The following is an 18,674-nucleotide window of genomic DNA, read 5'->3' on the forward strand; positions in this document are numbered from 1 at the left end:
ATTCCCATATATTCCGGTTACCGGTGTCAAACTACAACAGCGCAGCCAGCGCGTTGCTATCAAGTGGCAATGTCATGACGTTCCGTTTCCGTTTTGATTGCTGCTTTTTCCTGCAACAGGAAAGCCAGCATATCCTTATTGAAGCGTGTCGCTTCAGTGATGTTGACCGCATGGGCACCGAAGTCGGTAAGCAAAAGCTTCGCGTTGGGCAAGCCGTCGGCAAGCCTTATAGAGCGCGTGTAGGGCACAAGCAGATCATCTTTTGTCGCGGTCACCCAGGTCTCAGTGTCGATCGCACCGAGACGGTCATCGATATCGAATGCCCGCAGTGCCGCAATGCGTCGCAACACATTGGTCTTGCCCTGAAAATGGGCGATGCCGTGCGCTTCATCTGCAGCCATTCGCTCGGAATATTCACTCATCCACACGGCTGGATAAAGAAACAGCGGCTGCGCTTTCACGAACGCCTCGACGCCGGAATTTTCCAGAAGCGAAATGCGCGTATCGAAACACCGGCCCGAATGCGGATCCGCTTTGCTCCACGCATTGATCAGCAGCAGTTTGCCAAGCATGTCAGGCTGACGCAGTGCCAGCTCAAGTCCAATAAGACCGCCCAGCGCATGCCCCATGAAATGAAACCGCGTCAGCTTCAATGCATCGGCAATCTGCAGCACATCGTCGACCATGGCGGAAATACCGCCCTGTTCAGGCACCTCTCCGCCGGTGCGCCCCGTACCACGATGATCATAGGTCACAACGCGGAAATGTTCGGCAAGATCAGCTATCTGTGGTGCCCAATAGCTTCCCGATCCCCCCAGTCCTGAAGACAGGAGGATCGTTTCGACATCAGCGCTCTGTTGGCCGTGAACCTCGAAATACATCGGGCCTATTTCCCGCCAATATGGGCAACGGTTGCAATTTCCACCAGCGCATCCGGTTTGACCAGGCCGCACTGAATGCAATAGCGGGCCGGTTTGTCACCCGGGAAATATTCGGCATAGACCTTGTTGACTGCCTGATAATTTGCCCAGTCGGTGATGAAGATATGGTTCATCGTCACATCGTCCATGGTGCCACCGGCTGTTTCAATCACCGACTTGATGGTTTCCAGCACATGGCGCGTCTGCGCGCCAGCATCGCCCACATGCACAACATCGTTGTTCTTGTCGAAAGGCAGGGTACCGGACACATAAACAACGCCATCAGCAAGCGTGCCCGGTGAATAGGGAGCAATCGGCTTCTGGGTGCCTTCCGGGACAATAATCGATTTCGGCATTTCAATTCTCCTCTTGGAACAGGTGATGACGACGTTCAGGCGTTTTCCGGTGCAGCCTGCGAAATGACGGCGCAAAAATCATTGACCGTCGCGACCCAGCCGAAAAACTTCTCGATGTTGTAGACGGTGGCCTGCTGAATGAAGTCAGGGCCGAGATGATGGGTGGCGTCTTCCAGCATCACCCCGAAATATTCGAGGTGGAACGCGTCTCTGAGTGACGATTCCACGCAGACATTGGTGGCAATTCCGACAAAGACCAGATTGCGAATGCCCCTCGCCCGCAGCACGCTGTCCATATTGGTGTTGAAGAACCCGCTGTAACGGGTCTTTGGCACAAGGATGTCGCCCGGCTGAGGTTGCAGCTCGTCGACAATGGCGTAGTCCCAGGTGCCTTTGGCCAGTAACTTGCCCTGCAGATCCGGCCGCGCCCGCATGGTTTTTAGGGCATTGGACTTGTGCCAGTTGGGAGAACCCGGGCCACCCGCCTCGACATAGTCCTTGTCCCAGCCATTCTGGAAATAGATCACCTGCACACCGGCAGCCCGCGCCGCATCCAGCGTTTTGCCAATATTGGCAATGGTGGATTTGGCACCGGAAATATCAAACCCGGCCAGATCGACATAACCGCCTTCGGTTGAATAGGCATTTTGCATGTCCACCACCACGACGGCCGTTTCCGATGGTTTGAGTGTGATCGGCTCTGGTCGCGCCGGCAGCGTTACACTTTGTGTGCGGCTTGTCGGGGCAACATATCCTGCAACAACGGGCTCGCTCATTCTGCAGCCTCCAGTGCAGGCTTGATGTGCTGGCGGCATTTCATCAGCGGCTGGATTTTGGTGCCAAAATCCTCAACCCCCTTCACAAAGTCATCGAAGGTCAGCAACACGCCGCCGGTCCCCGGAACCGTTGGAACTTCATCCAGCATCCTGGCCACCGTCTCATAGGACCCGACCAGCGTGCCCATGTTGATATTCACGGCAGAAACCGGGTCGGCCATCTGGCGGATATTGGTGTCGGAGCCGGATTTGGTGTCGGCAGCCCCCTGCAGACCGAGCCAGGAAATAGCCTCCTGGTCGGCACCGGCCTTGTAGTGTTCCCACTTGGCGCGAGCCGCCTCATCCGTTTCATCGGCAATCACCATGAACAGCACGAAGGACGACACATCACGGCCAGTCTTGGCGGTCGCTTCTATCAAACGTTCAGCGGCAGGTGCAAAAGCGGTGGGAGTGTTGACGCCAACACCAAAGCAGAAATTGTAATCAGCATATTTGGCGGAAAATTCCATGCCGGCATTGGATGAACCGGCACAGATAACCTTCATGTCAGCCTGCGGACGCGGGCTGAGACGGCAATCCTCCATCTTGAAGTAGTCGCCCTTGAAGTCGCTCTGGCCGTTTTCCCACAACTCGCGCAGAACAGTCGCGTATTCGCCGAGATAGTCATACCGTTTGGAGAAATATTCATCGCCCGGCCACATGCCCATCTGGGAATATTCCGGACGCTGCCAACCCGTAACCAGATTGAGACCAAAACGGCCATTGGAGATGCTGTCAATGGTCGAGGCCATGCGTGCCACAATCGCCGGTGGCATGACCAGCGTTGCCGCCGTCGCAAACAGTTTGATCTTGGTTGTGACTGCCGCAAGACCGGACATCAACGTGAAGGATTCCAGATTGTGATCCCAGAATTCCGTCTTGCCGCCAAAGCCGCGCAGCTTGATCATCGACAGCACGAAATCGAGGCCGTATTTTTCGGCCTTGAGCGTAATTTCTTTGTTCAGTTCAAAAGTCGGTTTGTACTGCGGCGCATTTTGAGACAGCAGCCAGCCATTGTTACCGATAGGAATGAAAACGCCGATTTCCATGTCAACACTCTCCTGTGCCAATGCCTCAAGGGCGAGAATTCTTGACAAAAGAGAAGCAGGTTCCGTGCCAGATTATAAAATCGTTTTATTTCAAAAACTTGCACAAGTGATATTTCATTGTTTTTATCAGAAGATAAAATTTTTATCATTTGATAAAATATTTCCGCCCAATAAATCGCCCGAGATCATTATTTAGGCATCCATCGGAAACCAGTCCGCCGCTACTCAATAAGCGTAGAAATCCGGCGCTTGAAAGCTGGTGATGCAAGACTCAACAACGCACCTGCAGGACCTGCACTTGTTTGCTTCATTCGCGGTACCCAGATAGCGTCTGACATTTATGTTGCATGCGAGTATCAATGAACGACACACCCCATCCGCCCATCCGTACCGAACGCCTGACATTGCTACAATTTGCCAGAGATGATCTGGCCGCCTACAGCGCCTATCACACACGCGCCGATGTCTATCGCTTTCTTTACACCGCACCACCTGCGGCAGAAGCGCTGAAAGCCCAGTTTGAGGCAGTGCTGTCAGCACCTTTTGCAAATGATGGTGACATACTGCGTCTGGCCGTGACACGGTCCCAGGACGGCGCACTGATCGGTGAAGTTCTTTTGAAAATTGCCAGCAAGGCTGCCCTGCAGGCGGAAGTCGGCTACATCTTCAACCCCGCCTTTGCCGGTAAGGGATATGCAACGGAGGCTGTGCGCGCGATCATTGATCTGGGATTTGACCAGCTCGGCTATCACCGCATTTTTGCCCGACTAGATACACTCAATCATGGATCGATTGGCGTCGTTGAGCGGCTGAAGATGCGCAAGGAAGCGCATCTCATCCAGAATGACCGTTTCAATGACACTTGGGGTGATGAGTTCATCTACGCCATCCTGAAATCCGAATGGTGGGCCTCAAACGCCCAAGACATGAGAAGTAACCCATGAACCTCATCGAAGAACGGGTCGCCATGGCGCGCGCCGGTACAAACCCGTTTGTTATTTCCCGCCTGCCTTCCGGCTGGCTGGTGATTGGCGATGTGCAGCCACTTCCCGGATATTGTCTGTTGCTGGCCGATCCGGTCGTACCAAGCCTGAATGCACTCGACACCAGACAGCGGATGGAATTCCTTCATGACATGGCTATGGTCGGCGACGCATTACTCGCGGTGACTGGCTGCGACCGCGTCAATTACGAAATATGGGGCAATAGTGAACCTGCCCTGCACGCCCATATCATCCCACGCTATGCGACAGAAGCCGATGGCAAACGTCAGCGGCCGGCCTGCATGGGATACTCTTGGAGTGATTCCCCCCAATCATCCGGTGATGAGTACAAAGACCTCAAGGACAAGCTGCGGGCCTATCTGGAACAGAAATATCAGCCGGCCTGAGACCCAGATAGCAAAAGGGCGGGAATCCCGCCCTTTCAACATCAGAATTCTTCAGCCCAAATCAGCCGAGCTTTTCAACAGCATAAGCATGCACGGCGCGGAATGCATCCGACGCTGCAGCAACTGCGCGCTGTTCTTCTTCCTCGGTCAGCGCGATCTCATCCAGCGCTGCGGTGAATGTACGCCAATGCAGACCACGACCCTCTGGCGCACCGGCCAGATGACGTGCACCGAATTCTTCGTTCAGGCCAAGTTTGGCAGCGTCCTTCAGAAGGAAGGCAGCGCCGAGGTTCGAGCCCTCGACCACATAAAGCCAACCCATGGCTTCCGGTAGATCAAATGCACCGCCCTTGGTGAAACGTGGCTCAGCAGATGGCGCAGGAACGTCGAGCCCAAGATCGGCTAGATCCTGCCTGATAAAGTCAAGACGGCGGCGACCCAACAGGTCCGGCAACATGCCATCCAGCTTTTCATTGTAGAAAAATGCATCCAGATCGCGGTGGAAAAGATACTGCGTCTGCACAAACTTGCCGAAATTTTCGCGGCTGGCAAAAGGTGCTGCACCGGTAATGAACTTGTCGAGGACCTCATGCGCTTCACGGGTCGCAGCCTTCATGCGCTTGGTGCGGCTTGCTTCTTTTTCCTGCCCAGCGGCAGCTGCCTGCGTGATGTCCATAAGGTGCCCCTCTCAAATAAGCGTGTTCCGCGACGCAATAAATCATGAGCCTATTACTCCATTTAGAGTAAAAGGCAAACCCGCATCGGGTTGCAGAGACGTTTCTCACCCGTTTTTGGCGTTCATCCTGCATTCACATTGCAAATCGCACATTCCCGCCCGGTCACACCGCCTATGTGGCCTTGCGAGACCCGGTCGGGGGACCAAAGCTAGATTGGGTCTCGCAGAAGACAGCATGCCGTCACACCAATAAAATATAAGGGAGGACGCTTGTGACGTACGAATGGGACACGCGGAAAGCCCGCAAAAATCTTGCACTGCGAATCTGCACAAAAATGCTGGCCGCCATCGTCATCACAGCCATGCCGCTTGGCATCATGCTGTACACGATCGCGCATTGATTCTGTTTAGGTAGGAAATTTTGAAATTTATCTGGGAATGTTTGGTGGAGCTAACCGGGATCGAACCGCTGACCTCTTGCATGCTATGCAAGAGGTCATGCCTACCTCCAGTTTCACTGCCCATCATCCACCACCCAAAAACGCTTTCATTGCAACGGATCCGGTTAAACATCACTCGAGATGTTTACCCTAGTTGTCGGAATTTATCGAACCGACTCGACAGTTATCTCAGCCCATGAGCAAATAAGGCACCCTGACACAATCGCGCTGGTGGTCTCATGAGAACTGCTCTCTCCGCTGTAATGATCGTCTGTATGGCGGCTTTGCCCGCTCGATCCGAAACCATCCTTTGGAAAGACGTCGGGAATTGGACGATCCGCATGGACCCCTCCATGGGTAATGCCTGTTACGTCTCTACCAGTTACGAAGACGGTACAATTCTCCGACTGGGGTTTAACTTTTTAGGCAATACGGGCAGGCTCTATTTTTCACTTGGCAACGCGAAATGGAAATCTCTGGAGGTTGGAAAGGATTACCCGATCCGAATTCAATTCGACAAGGAATCCCCATGGGAAGCGACCGCCTCGGTGATAGAGATCGACACGATTCGCCATTTGCACATCAACACTCAGAACACAAATTTTGCCCAGGAGTTTAGCAGGAAGCTCGGGGTTAGCGCCTATTACGCAGGCAAGGAGATTACCTCATTGAGGTTGCGGGGCTCTTCTAAGGCAATAAATGAGATGCTTGCCTGTCAGGACGTAACCAGTCAACTCATCACCAAAAAGAACCAAAAACAAAAAGAAGAAGACCCCTTCGCTGGTGACCCGCAAGTCAAAGCCTCGGATGACCCTTTCGAACTCTAGTTCGACTAAGCGCTGGCGGTTTCAGCCCCCTCACGGAATTTGTAGATGACTGGCACGTGTCAATGCGCTGCCTGGGCGGTGATGATATACCAGACTGCACCGCACCCCGGTCGTTATGACTAGGGGCATAAACCCGAAATTGCTACGCCGCGCTTCCCGATTCATAGTTCGAGAATCCACAAAAGCAGTTAAGTTTGTAATGCTTGCATTTCACTGGGAAGATTTGGTGGAGCTAAGCGGGATCGAACCGCTGACCTCTTGCATGCCATGCAAGCGCTCTCCCAGCTGAGCTATAGCCCCATCAAGGGTTCCGGTTTTTCATCCGGTTCCGGGAAACCGAAGCGGTTTGTTTCCGTTCGGTGGCGGCTTATTACTTCCGCTGTTGGAAGATGGCAAGCCAAAAAATTCACCCGATGACATTTTTCTGTCATCGGGTGAATTATCAACAGGATCAGACTTCTTCGTCGTCGCCAGTCACGCCGATGATACCGGACATATCGTCATCGTCATCATCTTCGTCGGCTTCGAGGAATGTGTCGTCGTCGTCGTCCAGCTCGACATCATCGTCACCGATATCTGGAATGTCATCGCCGCTGTTGTCGCCATCAGCATCTTCCAGCGACACAAGTTCGACTTCCGTGTTTTCGGTATCGACTTCTGCCACATCCTCTTCTTCTGCCTGCTCCAGCTTGGCTGCTGCTGTGCTTTCCTCGAAGTAGGATAGCGGCCAAGACTTGCCGGTGTAAGGAGAAACGATCGGGTCACGGTTGAGGTCGTAGAACTTCTTGCCGGTATCCGGGTCTACGCGCTTGGTTCCAAGTTCCGCTTTTGCCACTGTCAAAGCCTCAATTTTTTTTGAATGAGTTCGGTCTGTACGCCGTGGTTCCGGCAGTAGACGATAAAATTTCTAGCCGGTCCCCATAATCGTTGCAGTGTTGCCTGTCAAAGATAAACTTCAATTACCGCATCATCGACAAGTTTTCGGCACGAACGGGATGAATGCAAGCCTTCTTTATGATATCGCCCCCTCAACAGACAAAATGCCATCAGGATAACTGCAGCATGACCTTTACCATTGCCATCGACGGACCGGCCGCAGCCGGCAAGGGCACTCTTTCGCGCCGCATTGCCGAAACATACGGGTTCCATCATCTCGATACTGGTCTTACTTACCGTGCCACTGCTAAGGCCCTGCTCGATGCCAACCTGCCGCTGGATGATGAAGCAGTCGCGGAAAAGGTCGCTCTCGAGCTGGACCTTATGGGTCTTGATCGCTCGGTGTTGTCGCGCCACGAAATTGGCGAGGCCGCATCCAAAGTTGCCGTTATGCCAGCTGTGCGCCGTGCACTGGTTGAGGCACAGCGCAAGTTTGCGACAAAGCAGCCGGGAACCGTGCTGGATGGTCGCGACATCGGCACCGTTGTCTGCCCCGCCGCACCGGTGAAGATTTATGTGACAGCATCGGCAGAGGTTAGGGCAAAACGTCGTTACGACGAAATTTTGGCCAATGGCACAGCAGCAGATTACGACGCCATTTTTGACGATGTGAAAAAGCGCGACGAACGCGACATGGGCCGTGCCGACAGCCCTTTGAAACCAGCTGAAGACGCGCACTTGCTTGATACGACAGAAATGAGTATAGAAGCCGCGTTTAAGGCCGCGAAAACCATCATAGACGCAGCCTTGCAAAAGAATTGACGTGACGGCGGAACCGGATCATCCGGTTTCTCATTTCACGGTAATGACCCGAAACGCGTCCCCGCGCCGAATAGCCTTCTTTGAAGGCGGATGTGATTTTCGGGTGTGATCAACACCAACACCGGCGCTCTTGTGTCCTTAACGGGGCACATTCAGGAGATTTCATGTCAGTAGCAAACCCCACGCGGGAGGATTTCGCAGCCCTCCTCGAAGAATCCTTCGCTTCCAACGATCTCGCCGAAGGCTATGTTGCCAAGGGTATCGTAACGGCCATCGAAAAGGACGTTGCAATCGTTGACGTCGGCCTCAAGGTTGAAGGCCGCGTACCGCTGAAGGAATTCGGCGCCAAGTCCAAGGACGGCTCGCTCAAGGTCGGCGACGAAGTCGAAGTTTACGTTGAGCGCATCGAAAACGCTCTGGGCGAAGCAGTTCTGTCGCGCGAGAAGGCTCGCCGCGAAGAGAGCTGGGTCAAGCTCGAAGCCAAGTTCGAAGCTGGCGAACGCGTCGAAGGCGTTATCTTCAACCAGGTCAAGGGTGGTTTCACCGTCGATCTGGACGGCGCTGTTGCCTTCCTTCCACGTTCGCAGGTCGACATTCGTCCGATCCGCGACGTTACTCCACTGATGCACAACCCACAGCCGTTCGAAATCCTCAAGATGGACAAGCGCCGTGGCAACATCGTTGTATCGCGTCGTACGGTTCTCGAAGAGTCCCGCGCTGAGCAGCGTTCTGAAATCGTTCAGAACCTCGAAGAAGGCCAGGTTGTTGACGGCGTCGTCAAGAACATCACCGATTACGGTGCGTTCGTTGACCTCGGCGGCATCGACGGCCTGCTGCACGTCACCGACATGGCATGGCGCCGCGTCAACCATCCTTCGGAAATCCTCAACATTGGCCAGCAGGTCAAGGTTCAGATCATCCGTATCAACCAGGAAACCCACCGTATCTCGCTCGGCATGAAGCAGCTCGAGTCGGATCCATGGGATGGCATATCCGCCAAGTACCCAGTTGGGAAGAAGATCTCCGGTACCGTCACCAACATCACCGACTACGGTGCATTTGTTGAGCTGGAGCCAGGCATCGAAGGCCTGATCCACATTTCCGAAATGTCCTGGACCAAGAAGAACGTACACCCCGGCAAGATCCTGTCCACAAGCCAGGAAGTTGACGTTGTCGTTCTCGAAGTTGATCCGTCCAAGCGCCGTATCTCGCTCGGTCTCAAGCAGACCCTCGAGAACCCATGGCAGGCATTTGCCTACAACCACCCAGCCGGCACTGAAGTCGAAGGCGAAGTCAAGAACAAGACCGAATTCGGCCTGTTCATCGGCCTCGAAGGCGACGTTGATGGCATGGTGCACCTGTCTGACCTCGACTGGAACCGTCCAGGCGAACAGGTTATCGAAGAATACAACAAGGGCGATGTCGTAAAGGCTGTCGTTCTGGATGTAGACGTCGAGAAGGAGCGTATTTCGCTCGGCATCAAGCAGCTCGGCAAGGACGCTGTTGGCGAAGCTGCTTCGTCCGGCGACCTGCGCAAGAACGCTGTCGTTTCGGCTGAAATCACTGCCGTTAACGAAGGTGGCATCGAAGTGAAGCTGGTCAACCACGAAGACCTGACTTCCTTCATCCGCCGTGCTGACCTTGCTCGCGACCGTGACGATCAGCGCCCTGAGCGTTTCTCGGTTGGCCAGACTGTCGACGCTCGCGTCGTCAACTTCTCGAAGAAAGACCGCAAGGTCATGCTTTCGATCAAGGCTCTGGAAATCGCAGAAGAGAAGGAAGCTGTTGCACAGTTCGGTTCGTCCGACAGCGGCGCTTCGCTCGGCGACATCCTCGGCGCAGCTCTGAAGAACCGCAGCGAGTAATCGTTACGGCTTTCGTCAGAAAGCGTTAGAAACAAAGAACCCGCCGAACCATTCGGCGGGTTTTTTATTGGCTATCGCATAACGGTATTATGTCGAAGGTGACCGATGCTTTAGGCCAATCCGCCCATACGCAGATAATAGGCTTCAGCACTCTCGCTATCGCTGGCTACAGTGCCATCATCAACTGTCTCATCGGTATTCTGCTCAGCCTCGGCTTGTTCATCAGGGGATTGCCCCTCATCGCCTTGCGCGTGAGCATCTTGCTGCCCTTCCTCACCGTCATCACTGGAAGACGGCCACCGACCGCGATGCGGAGACGAAGAATCCGGCTCATCCTTGGCCTGCGGATTAGCCACAAAGGGCATACCCAGACCTTCCTTGCTCAGGCTAGCAAGAGCTGATTGCAGAAGCGGTTGCTCAAGTGCGGCTTTGGCATCTGTCAAGCCCAGACCCTGCGGCACGCCATCAGCGCCATGACGTGCGGCAGGCAGTGGCGTTTCAGGATCCGATGATGGGGAAGCGGCAAATCCCGCCGCATTGGCCGTAACACCCGGTTTGCCTGCGCCCTGCTGTGTGCTTTCCAGCATCTGCGAAATAGCGGCGAGATAGGTAGAAGACCCTTCCGCCCGCTGCGGCAACTTCTGCCCCGCAAGCGATGTCAGCAGCAGGTTTTCCAAATCCGTTTTGGTCAGTGTGCCCTTCGGATCCATGCGCCCGCCCGCTTCAGCGTTTTTGGCGGTTTCAGCCGCGCGGCCATCAACATGCGCTCGCGGCAGAGCGCGTTCGTCACGGGAAACAAATGGCTCTGACGACGATTTCTCTGTCTTTGTTGTCGCAGCTTCATTGATGTTGCGGTTTGCCACCTTTGCAGGATTGTCGCCCGCGATATCTTCTTGCTGCAAAGCCGGTCCAGCTGCATTGATCACGTCCGGTTTGGCACCAGTTGATGACGCTGCAGTATCCTTTTTCGTCGGTGCAGCAGAAGTACTCGCAGACGCCGCTGCGGCAACACCGTGGCGTCCTCCCGTCTTTGCGTCATCAACGGTATCATCAGGTGAAACAACTACGGCCGACAACGACGCTTTTTGCGCCTGCTCTGACGCCTTTGCGCCGGCAGCGTCAGCCTGTGTCGGCGGCCCCTGCATGGTGGCAGGACGAGGCTGTTGTGATTGACCTGCAGCCTGATCTTTGACCGGCAATGCTGCAATAAGATCATTGCCGGTATTCTGGCGATAAGACGATACGACGGCCTTGGCCGCCATATCACCCTTATATCGGGTCATTTCCAAGAGAACAGCAAGCCGCGCAGCATCCGGACCTGCCGGATTTTTCAAAACCTCGGCAATGATCTTCAAGGTCAGTCCCTGCAACACCTTGGCAAGTTGCTGGTTCAGCACTTCACGCTCGCTGGAAGACAGACCGCGAATGGCCTGCACAAGTCGATTGGCGTAATCATCAACACTCTCGGCGTCCTTGCGCGGAATATTGAGTATACGTCCCAGCGCCTCAGCCAGCACTGTCACACTTTGCGATAACTGCAACTGACCGGACAGCGCCAAAACGCTGGCGCGGCCAAGATTGGTGTTTTCCTGTGGGGCAACATTGCTGGAAGCCCCGCTATTGGGCGTCATTGTGCTGGCCGCACCGCCCTGCTGCTGGCTGGTGTAGCTGTTAAACGAGATATCCGTATTCGCAACTGCACGGACAGGCGTAAGCATGACGCGCTCCATTCAGGTTGAAAGACTACCCGCAACAAATGACCTTGCGTCTGTGCTTGCTGAATGAGCGTATTGATGGTGTAAGCCCATCAATAACAAGCCGCACGGACGGTAAAATTCATGACCGCTCATGCGGGTGTCCCGGCCAGTGTCGCCTTTTTCAGCTGAAAAAACCGAACCGTTCCCAACCATGGGACACGCCTGCGAATTCACAGCAGGCGCTTTGTGAATATAAAGAATCACTGATGTAAGGATGCGTTGAAAAACTTAATAATTCGCTAACCATAAACCGCTGGCTGTAGCTTGAGAGCTGCCACTCTTAAGGCGAGATACCGACAAACATCCGGTAAAGGCCGTTATCGTCGGAATTGACAGAGGAAATGCTGGCCTTTGGCGGCTCAACGCTGTCAGCCATAGTCTGTTGCTGCGGCAACAGCGCATCGAGCCAACTGGCCTTGGGGTAAAGTCGAACCCGGGCCTTGGGGCGCATGTCTTCCATTTCATCGAGCGGGGTGATCGAATATTCGTCAACCGAAAACGGGTCAGCGGCCATTGATGGTGCCACGACATCCATCATGTTGCCGTTGGTCTTGCTATTATCAGCGTGAAGCATATCCAGAATGTCAGGCATTACAGAACTCACATCATGTTTCGTTCATGGCATCTGCGAATGGCCCAATCACGCTGCATTGCGCTTGAGCAATTCGTATAATCCGTTGTCATCCACGCTGACCCAGAAAGGCGCGTCGCTTTTTCCATCCTGCACGGCATCGAGAGCGTCAGCATAATCAGCCGCCTGCTCATCCAGACCCGTCTTTTCAGCATCATTATTGTCAGACGAGCCTGATGGCTCCTCTTCCGCAGCGTCTGCCTCGTTGTCATTATCAGCAGTGGTTGTTTTCTCGACCGACAGTCCGGCCGACAAAAGCTGGATCATCTGGGCGGCAGCGGCAGCCTCGGCATTGCCTGTGTCGTCACCGTCCTTGCCGTTCTTCGCCTGTTCCAGGCCCTCACGAACGGCTTCGTGCATGTCGATAACATCATCCAGCTTTTGCGCGTGCTGGCGCTGCTCGATATCGGCTTCACGCTCAAGCTGCACCTCGGTGTCATTCACCTCGGTCGGGTCGCGTTTGGTCTTTTCCTGTTGCAACTCTTCAAGCGATTTGGGATCAGCCACGTCTTCCAGACGCTGGATCACCTTGCGCATTTCAAGCGTCATTCCCTGGTCGAGCTTGCTCTGCTCGTCCAGTATGCCCTTTATCTTCTGCGCGGCCTCGCCATAGGGACTGGCAACAGCGGAAATCAATTCGTTGATGGAAACACCCATGGCTTTCAGGCCGGTTGTTTCCTCAAGCTGTCTGGTGTTTTCGGGCAGGCCTGCCCGCATTGCCGTCAGATAACCTGTCAGCTGCTCATTAAATGCGTCGGGATCATCAGTGGAAAGATTGCCCTGTGTTGCCAGTCGCGCAATCAACTGCGTCGCCGCATCCGGCTTCAGCCCTTTTTCCTGAGCAGTGCCATCCATCACGGAAATGATCGTCGAGACATCAAGGTTCAGCGAAGAGGCGCTGACCACGGTTGCCTCACCGGAAGAATTTGACTTTGGTACCATCTCCATAAAGGAGACGGCGTCCTGCAATCGTCGTGCAAAGGAAAAACCGCTTTCATCCACGCCCTGCGTAATGCCAAGCGCAGACGCAACCCGGCCAATCAACGCGGCCATCTGGTTGCCTTCCTGCTTCAGATTACCGAAGAAATAGGCATTGATCTTTTGATTGGCAGCAGCAGTGACCGGATCATGCGTGATCTTCTCTTCAGCCGCATCATCCTTCTTCAGGCCCTTGAGCTCGTTTTCACGCTCCTGACGCCGCTCTTCTGCTTCCTCAAGCATTGAACGCATCAAATCGGATGCAATGATCCCGGAACCTGTCTGTAATGCTGGCAGCATGCGAATATCCCGACTGCATCCCTGTAGAGAATACAGCCGAAGATAGGCACCAATCGTAAAGCAAGATTTAAAAGCCGGGCCCCAAAACTACCCGGTTTAAAGCAACGTAGAGCTTATCGAACGCGTTAGTACGCAGTGACTTTAAGTTCCGGTACTGCCCTTAGCTATGGGCAAAAATATCAGTCTCTTCCCAGCCGAGAAGGTCGAGTTTTGCCCGCGTTGGCAGGAACGCGAAACAGGCGGTTGCATGGTCCTCACGCCCGTCACGCACCAGTCGCTCGTTCAACTTGTCACGCAAGGCATGCAGGTAAAGAACGTCGGAAGCTGCATATTCAAGCTGTGCCTGCGACAGCTTGGCTGCCGCCCAGTCGGAAGACTGCTGCGCCTTGGAAATATCAACCTCCAGCATTTCCTTGAGATTGTCTTTCAGGCCATGCCGATCGGTGTAGGTGCGGGTCAGGCGTGACGCAATCTTGGTGCAGAATACTGGGGCAGAGGTGACCCCGAAGGTGTGGAACAGCACGGCAATATCAAAACGGCCATAATGAAAGATCTTCTGACGCGCCGGATCGGCCAGCATCGCCACAAGGTTCGGCGCTTCGGTCTGCCCTGCCGCAATGCGAATAACATCCGCCGAACCGTCACCGGGTGAAAGTTGTACCACACACAGTCGGTCACGGCGCGGAACCAGACCGAGCGTTTCCGTATCGATGGCGATTGCCCCGGTATAACGCGCCGCATCCTCTGCACTGATATCACCCTCGTGACAGCGGATTGTCGTCGCCATTTTCTGCTCCAGACCTGATCTTTTCATCGTTCCGGCTATAGCGGAAACAGCGGTGCGACGATACCGCTTTTATATATTTTCACCATTGCCGACACTCATCGCCTTGCCTGGGCTTGCCTTCATGCTTCATCGCAAGATAGGTTGGCCGTCTTCCCTCAATTGCGACGAAAAACTCCATGACAAAAAAGCTATATCTTGCCGGACCGGAGGTATTTCTCTCCAACGCGCGCGAAATGCTGGATAGAAAAGCAGCACTGGCCCGTGAAGCCGGTTTCATACCGCTCTCGCCCGGTGATCTCGCCATTCCGCCTGCAGCAACCAAGACTGAGCATGGCTGCAACATCAACGCCATCGACGAGCAGATGATGCTTGAAGCCGACGGTGTGATTGCCAACCTCACTCCGTTTCGCGGTATCGCAGCCGATACCGGCACGACCTATGAACTGGGCTTCATGTGCGCGCTGGGCAAGCATGTTTTCGCTTACACCAATGTCGCGGACAATCATTTCACCCGCATCATGAACCATTATCACGGCATCGCTGCACAGGACGACGAAGGCCGTTATCGCGGCGCGGACGGACTGTCGATCGAGAACTTTGACATGGCTGACAACCTGATGCTGCACGGTGGCATTTTGCGCCGTGGCGGATCACTGATTGTCGGTGATGCAAAACCGGACGAAATCTACACCGATCTCACCGCATTCAAACAATGCCTGAAGGTCGCCGCTGAAAAACTTCTGTAATAACGGAACCGGATAACGGGACTTTTGTTGGGAACGACAAAAGTCCGGCAATGGAGACAACGGCATGAACGGAACAATCCTCATTACCGGCGCAACGGCTGGTTTCGGCCGCGCAACGGCAAAGCTTTTCATCGCCAATGGCTGGAAAGTCATCGGCACCGGCCGTCGTGCAGAACGCCTTGAGGCCCTGAAACAGGAACTGGGCGACAATTTTTACGGCTCAGTTTTCGACATTACCGACGAAGCCGCCATGCGTACCGCACTTGAGGCGCTTCCCGAGGCTTTCCGCGACATTGATATACTGGTCAACAATGCCGGCCTGGCACTTGGCACGGGAACCGCGCCGCAGGTTCCGCTAAAAGACTGGCACACCATGATCGACACCAACGTGACCGGTCTGGTGAACATCACGCATAGCATTCTGCCAACCTTGATTGATCGCCGCGGCATCATCATCAATCTGGCATCGGTTGCGGCAAACTGGCCTTACACAGGCGGCAATGTCTACGGCGCAACGAAAGCCTTCTTGCGGCAGTTTTCGCTCGGCCTGCGCTCCGACATGCATGGCAAAGGTGTGCGCGTTACGTCGATTGAACCGGGCATGTGCGAGACAGAGTTCACGCTGGTCCGTACCGGTGGCAACCAGGATGCGTCTGACAACCTCTATAAGGGCGTCAATCCGCTGACGGCAGATGATATTGCCAACACCATTCACTGGATTGCCACCCAGCCAAAGCACATCAACATCAACAGCATCGAGATCATGCCGGTCAACCAGTCCTTTGCAGGTTTCCAGATCTATCGGGAAACCCAGTAAAACAAGGCTATTACGCCTGCCGTGATCAAAAACAATGCAGTAAGTACCGACCTATGCAAAAATGCATTGCTGCGTTGCGAGACTTGCGCTGTTCATCGGCGGAGATTGGTTTATATATCTAAACATCGAAGCGACGCACTCCTCCTCCCAGCGTCGCTAGATGTGGATCGGCGATACTCCTCCTCCCAATTGCCGATCAAGTTTAAAGCCTGCCGCACCTCCTCCCGCGGCAGGCTTTTTCCGTTTCAGAGCCCTGAAAACAAAAATCCCACGCACCATACCTTACGCCAGCAACGGAACGATAAAGTCTGGTCGACAGGGAAAATATTCATTGAATGAATGTGGCAAATACCCGGGGGGATGACCGCCGCCCAATTTGGTGTGGGCAAATCCCAACAGCTTGAGCCGGGCACACCTTGGCGGCGGCCCGAACAGCAGAGCCTAAAAGGCAACGCGAAGCTATTGAGCGACGTCGAGCGAATAACGATCGATACGACCTTGAAGCGCAGTCACGACAGCAGACAGGAACTCACGGCGGCGCGGTTCGGCGGCTGTCTCCAGCGTCACGTTCAACCGGTCACAGATCTTGCTCATAAACCCCACATGGTCGAAACGGTCAGCTTTGATGTTGACCTCAACCTCGTCCATATAATGGGCCAGATGCGGCTCGAACTCCAGGTTCACATCCATCTGATAGTGGGTGGCCATCTGTTCGGCGAGCGTCCCCATCTGTACGTAGGGTCCAAATTCGTGTCTCATCAAGTCTCCTCTTATCTGTCAGGCGACTTAGATAGGTGTTGCTTGTAACAGGTGCGAGATCAACTGCTCGATGAACATGAGACTGGAGCCATAATCACAGCTTTGTGATTACATAGCCGTGTGGTGGCAAGGAAGCCGGATTTCTCCGCCAACCCGCAAACCAATTTAGTGTTTTTTTAAAATGGCTGTATTTCGTTGGTGTCCACGAGAGGATTCGAACCTCCGACCCCAGGATTCATACCACTTCGGCTTTAACCGCCGTCATCAGACGTTCGTGGTCTGGACTGTCCCTTCACCATGGACCTTAACGGCCTTTAGGTGCTGCCCATCCAGTCTCTACACCTTCACCGGATTTCTCCGGAGCTTGGCTCGGGATTGGCATGCTGGAAGCCCAGCGAAGCGTTCCCCGACTTTGAGCAGATCGATTGTGCGGTTTCCCTGCACAACCCCCAATTTAACTTAGGAATCCTGTGCTCTATCCTGCTGAGCTACGTGGACACTCAACGCCAGCTTCTTAACCCGCCAAAATGATTGGATCAACCGCCTTGTTGGCGTGTGCCACTGAAAATCAGGGAATGCCTGCCAAGGTCTATGGGATCAATCTGCCAGCCTCTGCTCAACCAGCCGTACCCAGTACGAAACGCCGTAAGGAATAACTTCGTCGTTGAAGTCATAGGCCGGGTTATGCAGGCCTGCAGTTTCACCATTACCAATGAAGATAAATGCGCCGGGACGTTCCTTCAACATATAGGAAAAGTCCTCCCCTGCCATCGAAGGATCGACGTCGGCATTCACATTGGTATCGCCAACGATCTGGCGTGCAACCGCTGCGGCATGATCCGTCTCAGCGGCATGGTTGAAAGTGACCGGGCAGGCGCGCTCATACTCTAAATCAGCCGTTGCACCATGCGCAGCGACAAGGCCTTCCACCACCTGATGGATACGTTTTTCCGCCAGATCCCGAACCGTCTCATCCAATGTGCGCACCGTACCAGCCAGCACCGCCTCGTTGGGAATGATATTGAAGCTGGATCCGGACTGAAACTTGGTGACCGACACGACAATGGAGCGCACAGGGTCAGTATTGCGCGACGCGATCAGCTGCAGGCTGCCAACCAGCTGGGCGGCGATGGCGATTGGATCGATGGTGCTGTGCGGCTGCGCGGCATGTCCGCCCCTGCCCTTCACGGTAATGAAAAACTTGTCAGGCGCTGCCATGATGCCACCCTTACGAATGGCAAATTCACCAAGTGCAATGCCCGGCATGTTGTGCATGCCGTAAACTTCATCAATGCCAAACCGGTCGATGAACCCGTCCTCAACCATGGCCAGCGCACCTGCGCCACCTTCTTCGGCCGGCTGGAAAATAACGGCAACGGAACCGTTGAAATTACGTGTTTCGGCCAGATATTTTGCAGCCCCTAGCAACATCGCCATATGCCCGTCATGTCCGCAGGCATGCATTTTGCCGGATGTTTTCGAGGCCCAGGCCTTGCCGGTTTCTTCCACCACAGGCAGGGCATCCATGTCTGCCCGCAGCCCGATAACACGGTCGCTGTCACCCTTGCCACGGATGATGCCAACCACGCCGGTGCGCCCAATACCGGTCACGATCTCGTCAACACCGAAAGATTTTAGTTTTTCTTCAACGAAGGCCGCGGTGTTGAAGACGTCGTAGAGAATTTCAGGGTTCTCATGCAGATGATGCCGCCATCCGGTAATTTCTGCTTGCATTTCAGCGGCTCTGTTCAAAATCGGCATGATGAAAATTCCCGGGCCTTCAATATAAAAGTGTGAATCGTTGACTTCGGTTGCGGATAGTGCGCCGCAGTATTGACGTAATCAATGTACTTTGCCATCCCT

20 protein-coding genes and 1 tRNA gene are annotated in these 18,674 nt (G+C 54.3%); 8 read left to right on the forward strand and 13 right to left on the reverse strand.

The window, feature by feature from the left end:
- Window positions 1–59: 59 nt before the first annotated feature.
- Genes rutD through rutA form a run of 4 tightly spaced genes read right to left on the reverse strand, consistent with a single transcriptional unit; the run spans window position 60 to window position 3,140 of the window.
- A complete protein-coding gene (gene rutD, locus ACZ5FM_RS14575; protein ID WP_464039077.1) occupies window positions 60–881 on the reverse strand; it encodes a pyrimidine utilization protein D in 822 nt (273 codons plus the stop codon).
- A 5-nt stretch (window positions 882–886) separates the two neighbouring features.
- Complete coding sequence (rutC, locus tag ACZ5FM_RS14580) at window positions 887–1,276, reverse strand: pyrimidine utilization protein C (protein ID WP_250985583.1); 390 nt, start codon at window positions 1,274–1,276, stop codon at window positions 887–889.
- 35 nt (window positions 1,277–1,311) lie between these two features.
- Window positions 1,312–2,052, reverse strand: a complete 741-nt coding sequence (gene rutB / locus ACZ5FM_RS14585; RefSeq protein WP_250985582.1) for a pyrimidine utilization protein B — start codon at window positions 2,050–2,052, stop codon at window positions 1,312–1,314.
- Entirely contained in the window at window positions 2,049–3,140 is a 1,092-nt protein-coding gene (gene rutA, locus ACZ5FM_RS14590; RefSeq protein WP_464039078.1) for a pyrimidine utilization protein A, read from the reverse strand. The genes rutB and rutA overlap by 4 nt, the downstream gene beginning before the upstream one ends.
- Before the next feature lie 359 nt (window positions 3,141–3,499).
- Here rutA and ACZ5FM_RS14595 point away from each other — a divergent pair, with 359 nt between their 5' ends.
- Window positions 3,500–4,084 (forward strand): GNAT family N-acetyltransferase, encoded by a 585-nt coding sequence (locus tag ACZ5FM_RS14595; RefSeq protein ID WP_464039080.1) that lies wholly within the window; start codon window positions 3,500–3,502, stop codon window positions 4,082–4,084.
- Window positions 4,081–4,530 carry an HIT family protein gene (locus ACZ5FM_RS14600; protein ID WP_464039081.1) on the forward strand — a complete coding sequence of 150 codons (450 nt, stop codon included), beginning with the start codon at window positions 4,081–4,083 and terminating at the stop codon, window positions 4,528–4,530. The genes ACZ5FM_RS14595 and ACZ5FM_RS14600 overlap by 4 nt, the downstream gene beginning before the upstream one ends.
- Before the next feature lie 61 nt (window positions 4,531–4,591).
- Here the strand turns inward: ACZ5FM_RS14600 and ACZ5FM_RS14605 are convergent, their stop codons facing one another.
- Window positions 4,592–5,206, reverse strand: coding sequence for a biliverdin-producing heme oxygenase (locus ACZ5FM_RS14605; protein WP_464039082.1), 615 nt, complete (start codon window positions 5,204–5,206; stop codon window positions 4,592–4,594).
- Between the two features lie 272 nt (window positions 5,207–5,478).
- Here ACZ5FM_RS14605 and ACZ5FM_RS14610 point away from each other — a divergent pair, with 272 nt between their 5' ends.
- Entirely contained in the window at window positions 5,479–5,607 is a 129-nt protein-coding gene (locus ACZ5FM_RS14610; protein WP_275643719.1) for a hypothetical protein, read from the forward strand.
- A gap of 278 nt (window positions 5,608–5,885) precedes the next feature.
- The gene (locus ACZ5FM_RS14615; RefSeq protein WP_275643720.1) at window positions 5,886–6,473 is read left to right on the forward strand and encodes a hypothetical protein; all 588 of its coding nucleotides are present in this window, start codon (window positions 5,886–5,888) and stop codon (window positions 6,471–6,473) included.
- 224 nt (window positions 6,474–6,697) lie between these two features.
- Here ACZ5FM_RS14615 and ACZ5FM_RS14620 read toward each other — a convergent pair.
- Together ACZ5FM_RS14620 and ACZ5FM_RS14625 are read right to left on the reverse strand one after the other, a co-directional pair.
- Window positions 6,698–6,773 (reverse strand) — tRNA-Ala (locus ACZ5FM_RS14620).
- Window positions 6,774–6,924: 151 nt separating this feature from the next.
- Window positions 6,925–7,308 carry a TIGR02300 family protein gene (locus ACZ5FM_RS14625; RefSeq protein ID WP_250985577.1) on the reverse strand — a complete coding sequence of 128 codons (384 nt, stop codon included), beginning with the start codon at window positions 7,306–7,308 and terminating at the stop codon, window positions 6,925–6,927.
- 227 nt (window positions 7,309–7,535) lie between these two features.
- Between ACZ5FM_RS14625 and cmk the strand changes: the two genes are divergently transcribed.
- On the forward strand, window positions 7,536–8,171 hold the full coding sequence (gene cmk / locus ACZ5FM_RS14630) for a (d)CMP kinase (protein WP_259149419.1): 636 nt from the start codon (window positions 7,536–7,538) through the stop codon (window positions 8,169–8,171).
- A gap of 164 nt (window positions 8,172–8,335) precedes the next feature.
- Window positions 8,336–10,036 (forward strand): 30S ribosomal protein S1, encoded by a 1,701-nt coding sequence (gene rpsA / locus ACZ5FM_RS14635; protein ID WP_192491482.1) that lies wholly within the window; start codon window positions 8,336–8,338, stop codon window positions 10,034–10,036.
- A gap of 110 nt (window positions 10,037–10,146) precedes the next feature.
- Here rpsA and ACZ5FM_RS14640 read toward each other — a convergent pair whose 3' ends face one another.
- The 4 genes from ACZ5FM_RS14640 to ACZ5FM_RS14655 form a co-directional block, all read right to left on the reverse strand.
- Window positions 10,147–11,754: a hypothetical protein gene (locus ACZ5FM_RS14640; RefSeq protein WP_464039083.1), complete on the reverse strand. Its 1,608-nt coding sequence runs from the start codon at window positions 11,752–11,754 to the stop codon at window positions 10,147–10,149.
- Window positions 11,755–12,073: 319 nt separating this feature from the next.
- Window positions 12,074–12,385 (reverse strand): hypothetical protein, encoded by a 312-nt coding sequence (locus ACZ5FM_RS14645; protein WP_312950084.1) that lies wholly within the window; start codon window positions 12,383–12,385, stop codon window positions 12,074–12,076.
- 48 nt (window positions 12,386–12,433) lie between these two features.
- Window positions 12,434–13,702, reverse strand: coding sequence for a hypothetical protein (locus tag ACZ5FM_RS14650; protein WP_464039084.1), 1,269 nt, complete (start codon window positions 13,700–13,702; stop codon window positions 12,434–12,436).
- A gap of 160 nt (window positions 13,703–13,862) precedes the next feature.
- On the reverse strand, window positions 13,863–14,489 hold the full coding sequence (locus ACZ5FM_RS14655; protein WP_192491485.1) for a ribonuclease D: 627 nt from the start codon (window positions 14,487–14,489) through the stop codon (window positions 13,863–13,865).
- A 176-nt stretch (window positions 14,490–14,665) separates the two neighbouring features.
- On the opposite strand from ACZ5FM_RS14655, the gene ACZ5FM_RS14660 reads away from it, so the two are divergent.
- Both ACZ5FM_RS14660 and ACZ5FM_RS14665 read left to right on the forward strand, forming a co-directional pair.
- Window positions 14,666–15,235, forward strand: coding sequence for a nucleoside 2-deoxyribosyltransferase (locus ACZ5FM_RS14660; protein WP_192491486.1), 570 nt, complete (start codon window positions 14,666–14,668; stop codon window positions 15,233–15,235).
- A 64-nt stretch (window positions 15,236–15,299) separates the two neighbouring features.
- Window positions 15,300–16,052: an SDR family oxidoreductase gene (locus ACZ5FM_RS14665; protein ID WP_250985572.1), complete on the forward strand. Its 753-nt coding sequence runs from the start codon at window positions 15,300–15,302 to the stop codon at window positions 16,050–16,052.
- Between the two features lie 459 nt (window positions 16,053–16,511).
- Here the strand turns inward: ACZ5FM_RS14665 and ACZ5FM_RS14670 are convergent, their stop codons facing one another.
- Complete coding sequence (locus tag ACZ5FM_RS14670) at window positions 16,512–16,811, reverse strand: hypothetical protein (RefSeq protein WP_464039085.1); 300 nt, start codon at window positions 16,809–16,811, stop codon at window positions 16,512–16,514.
- A gap of 597 nt (window positions 16,812–17,408) precedes the next feature.
- Window positions 17,409–18,572 carry a M20 aminoacylase family protein gene (locus ACZ5FM_RS14675; protein WP_464039086.1) on the reverse strand — a complete coding sequence of 388 codons (1,164 nt, stop codon included), beginning with the start codon at window positions 18,570–18,572 and terminating at the stop codon, window positions 17,409–17,411.
- Between the last annotated feature and the right edge of the window lie 102 nt (window positions 18,573–18,674).

This window comes from Agrobacterium sp. 5Ca50, assembly GCF_055381905.1.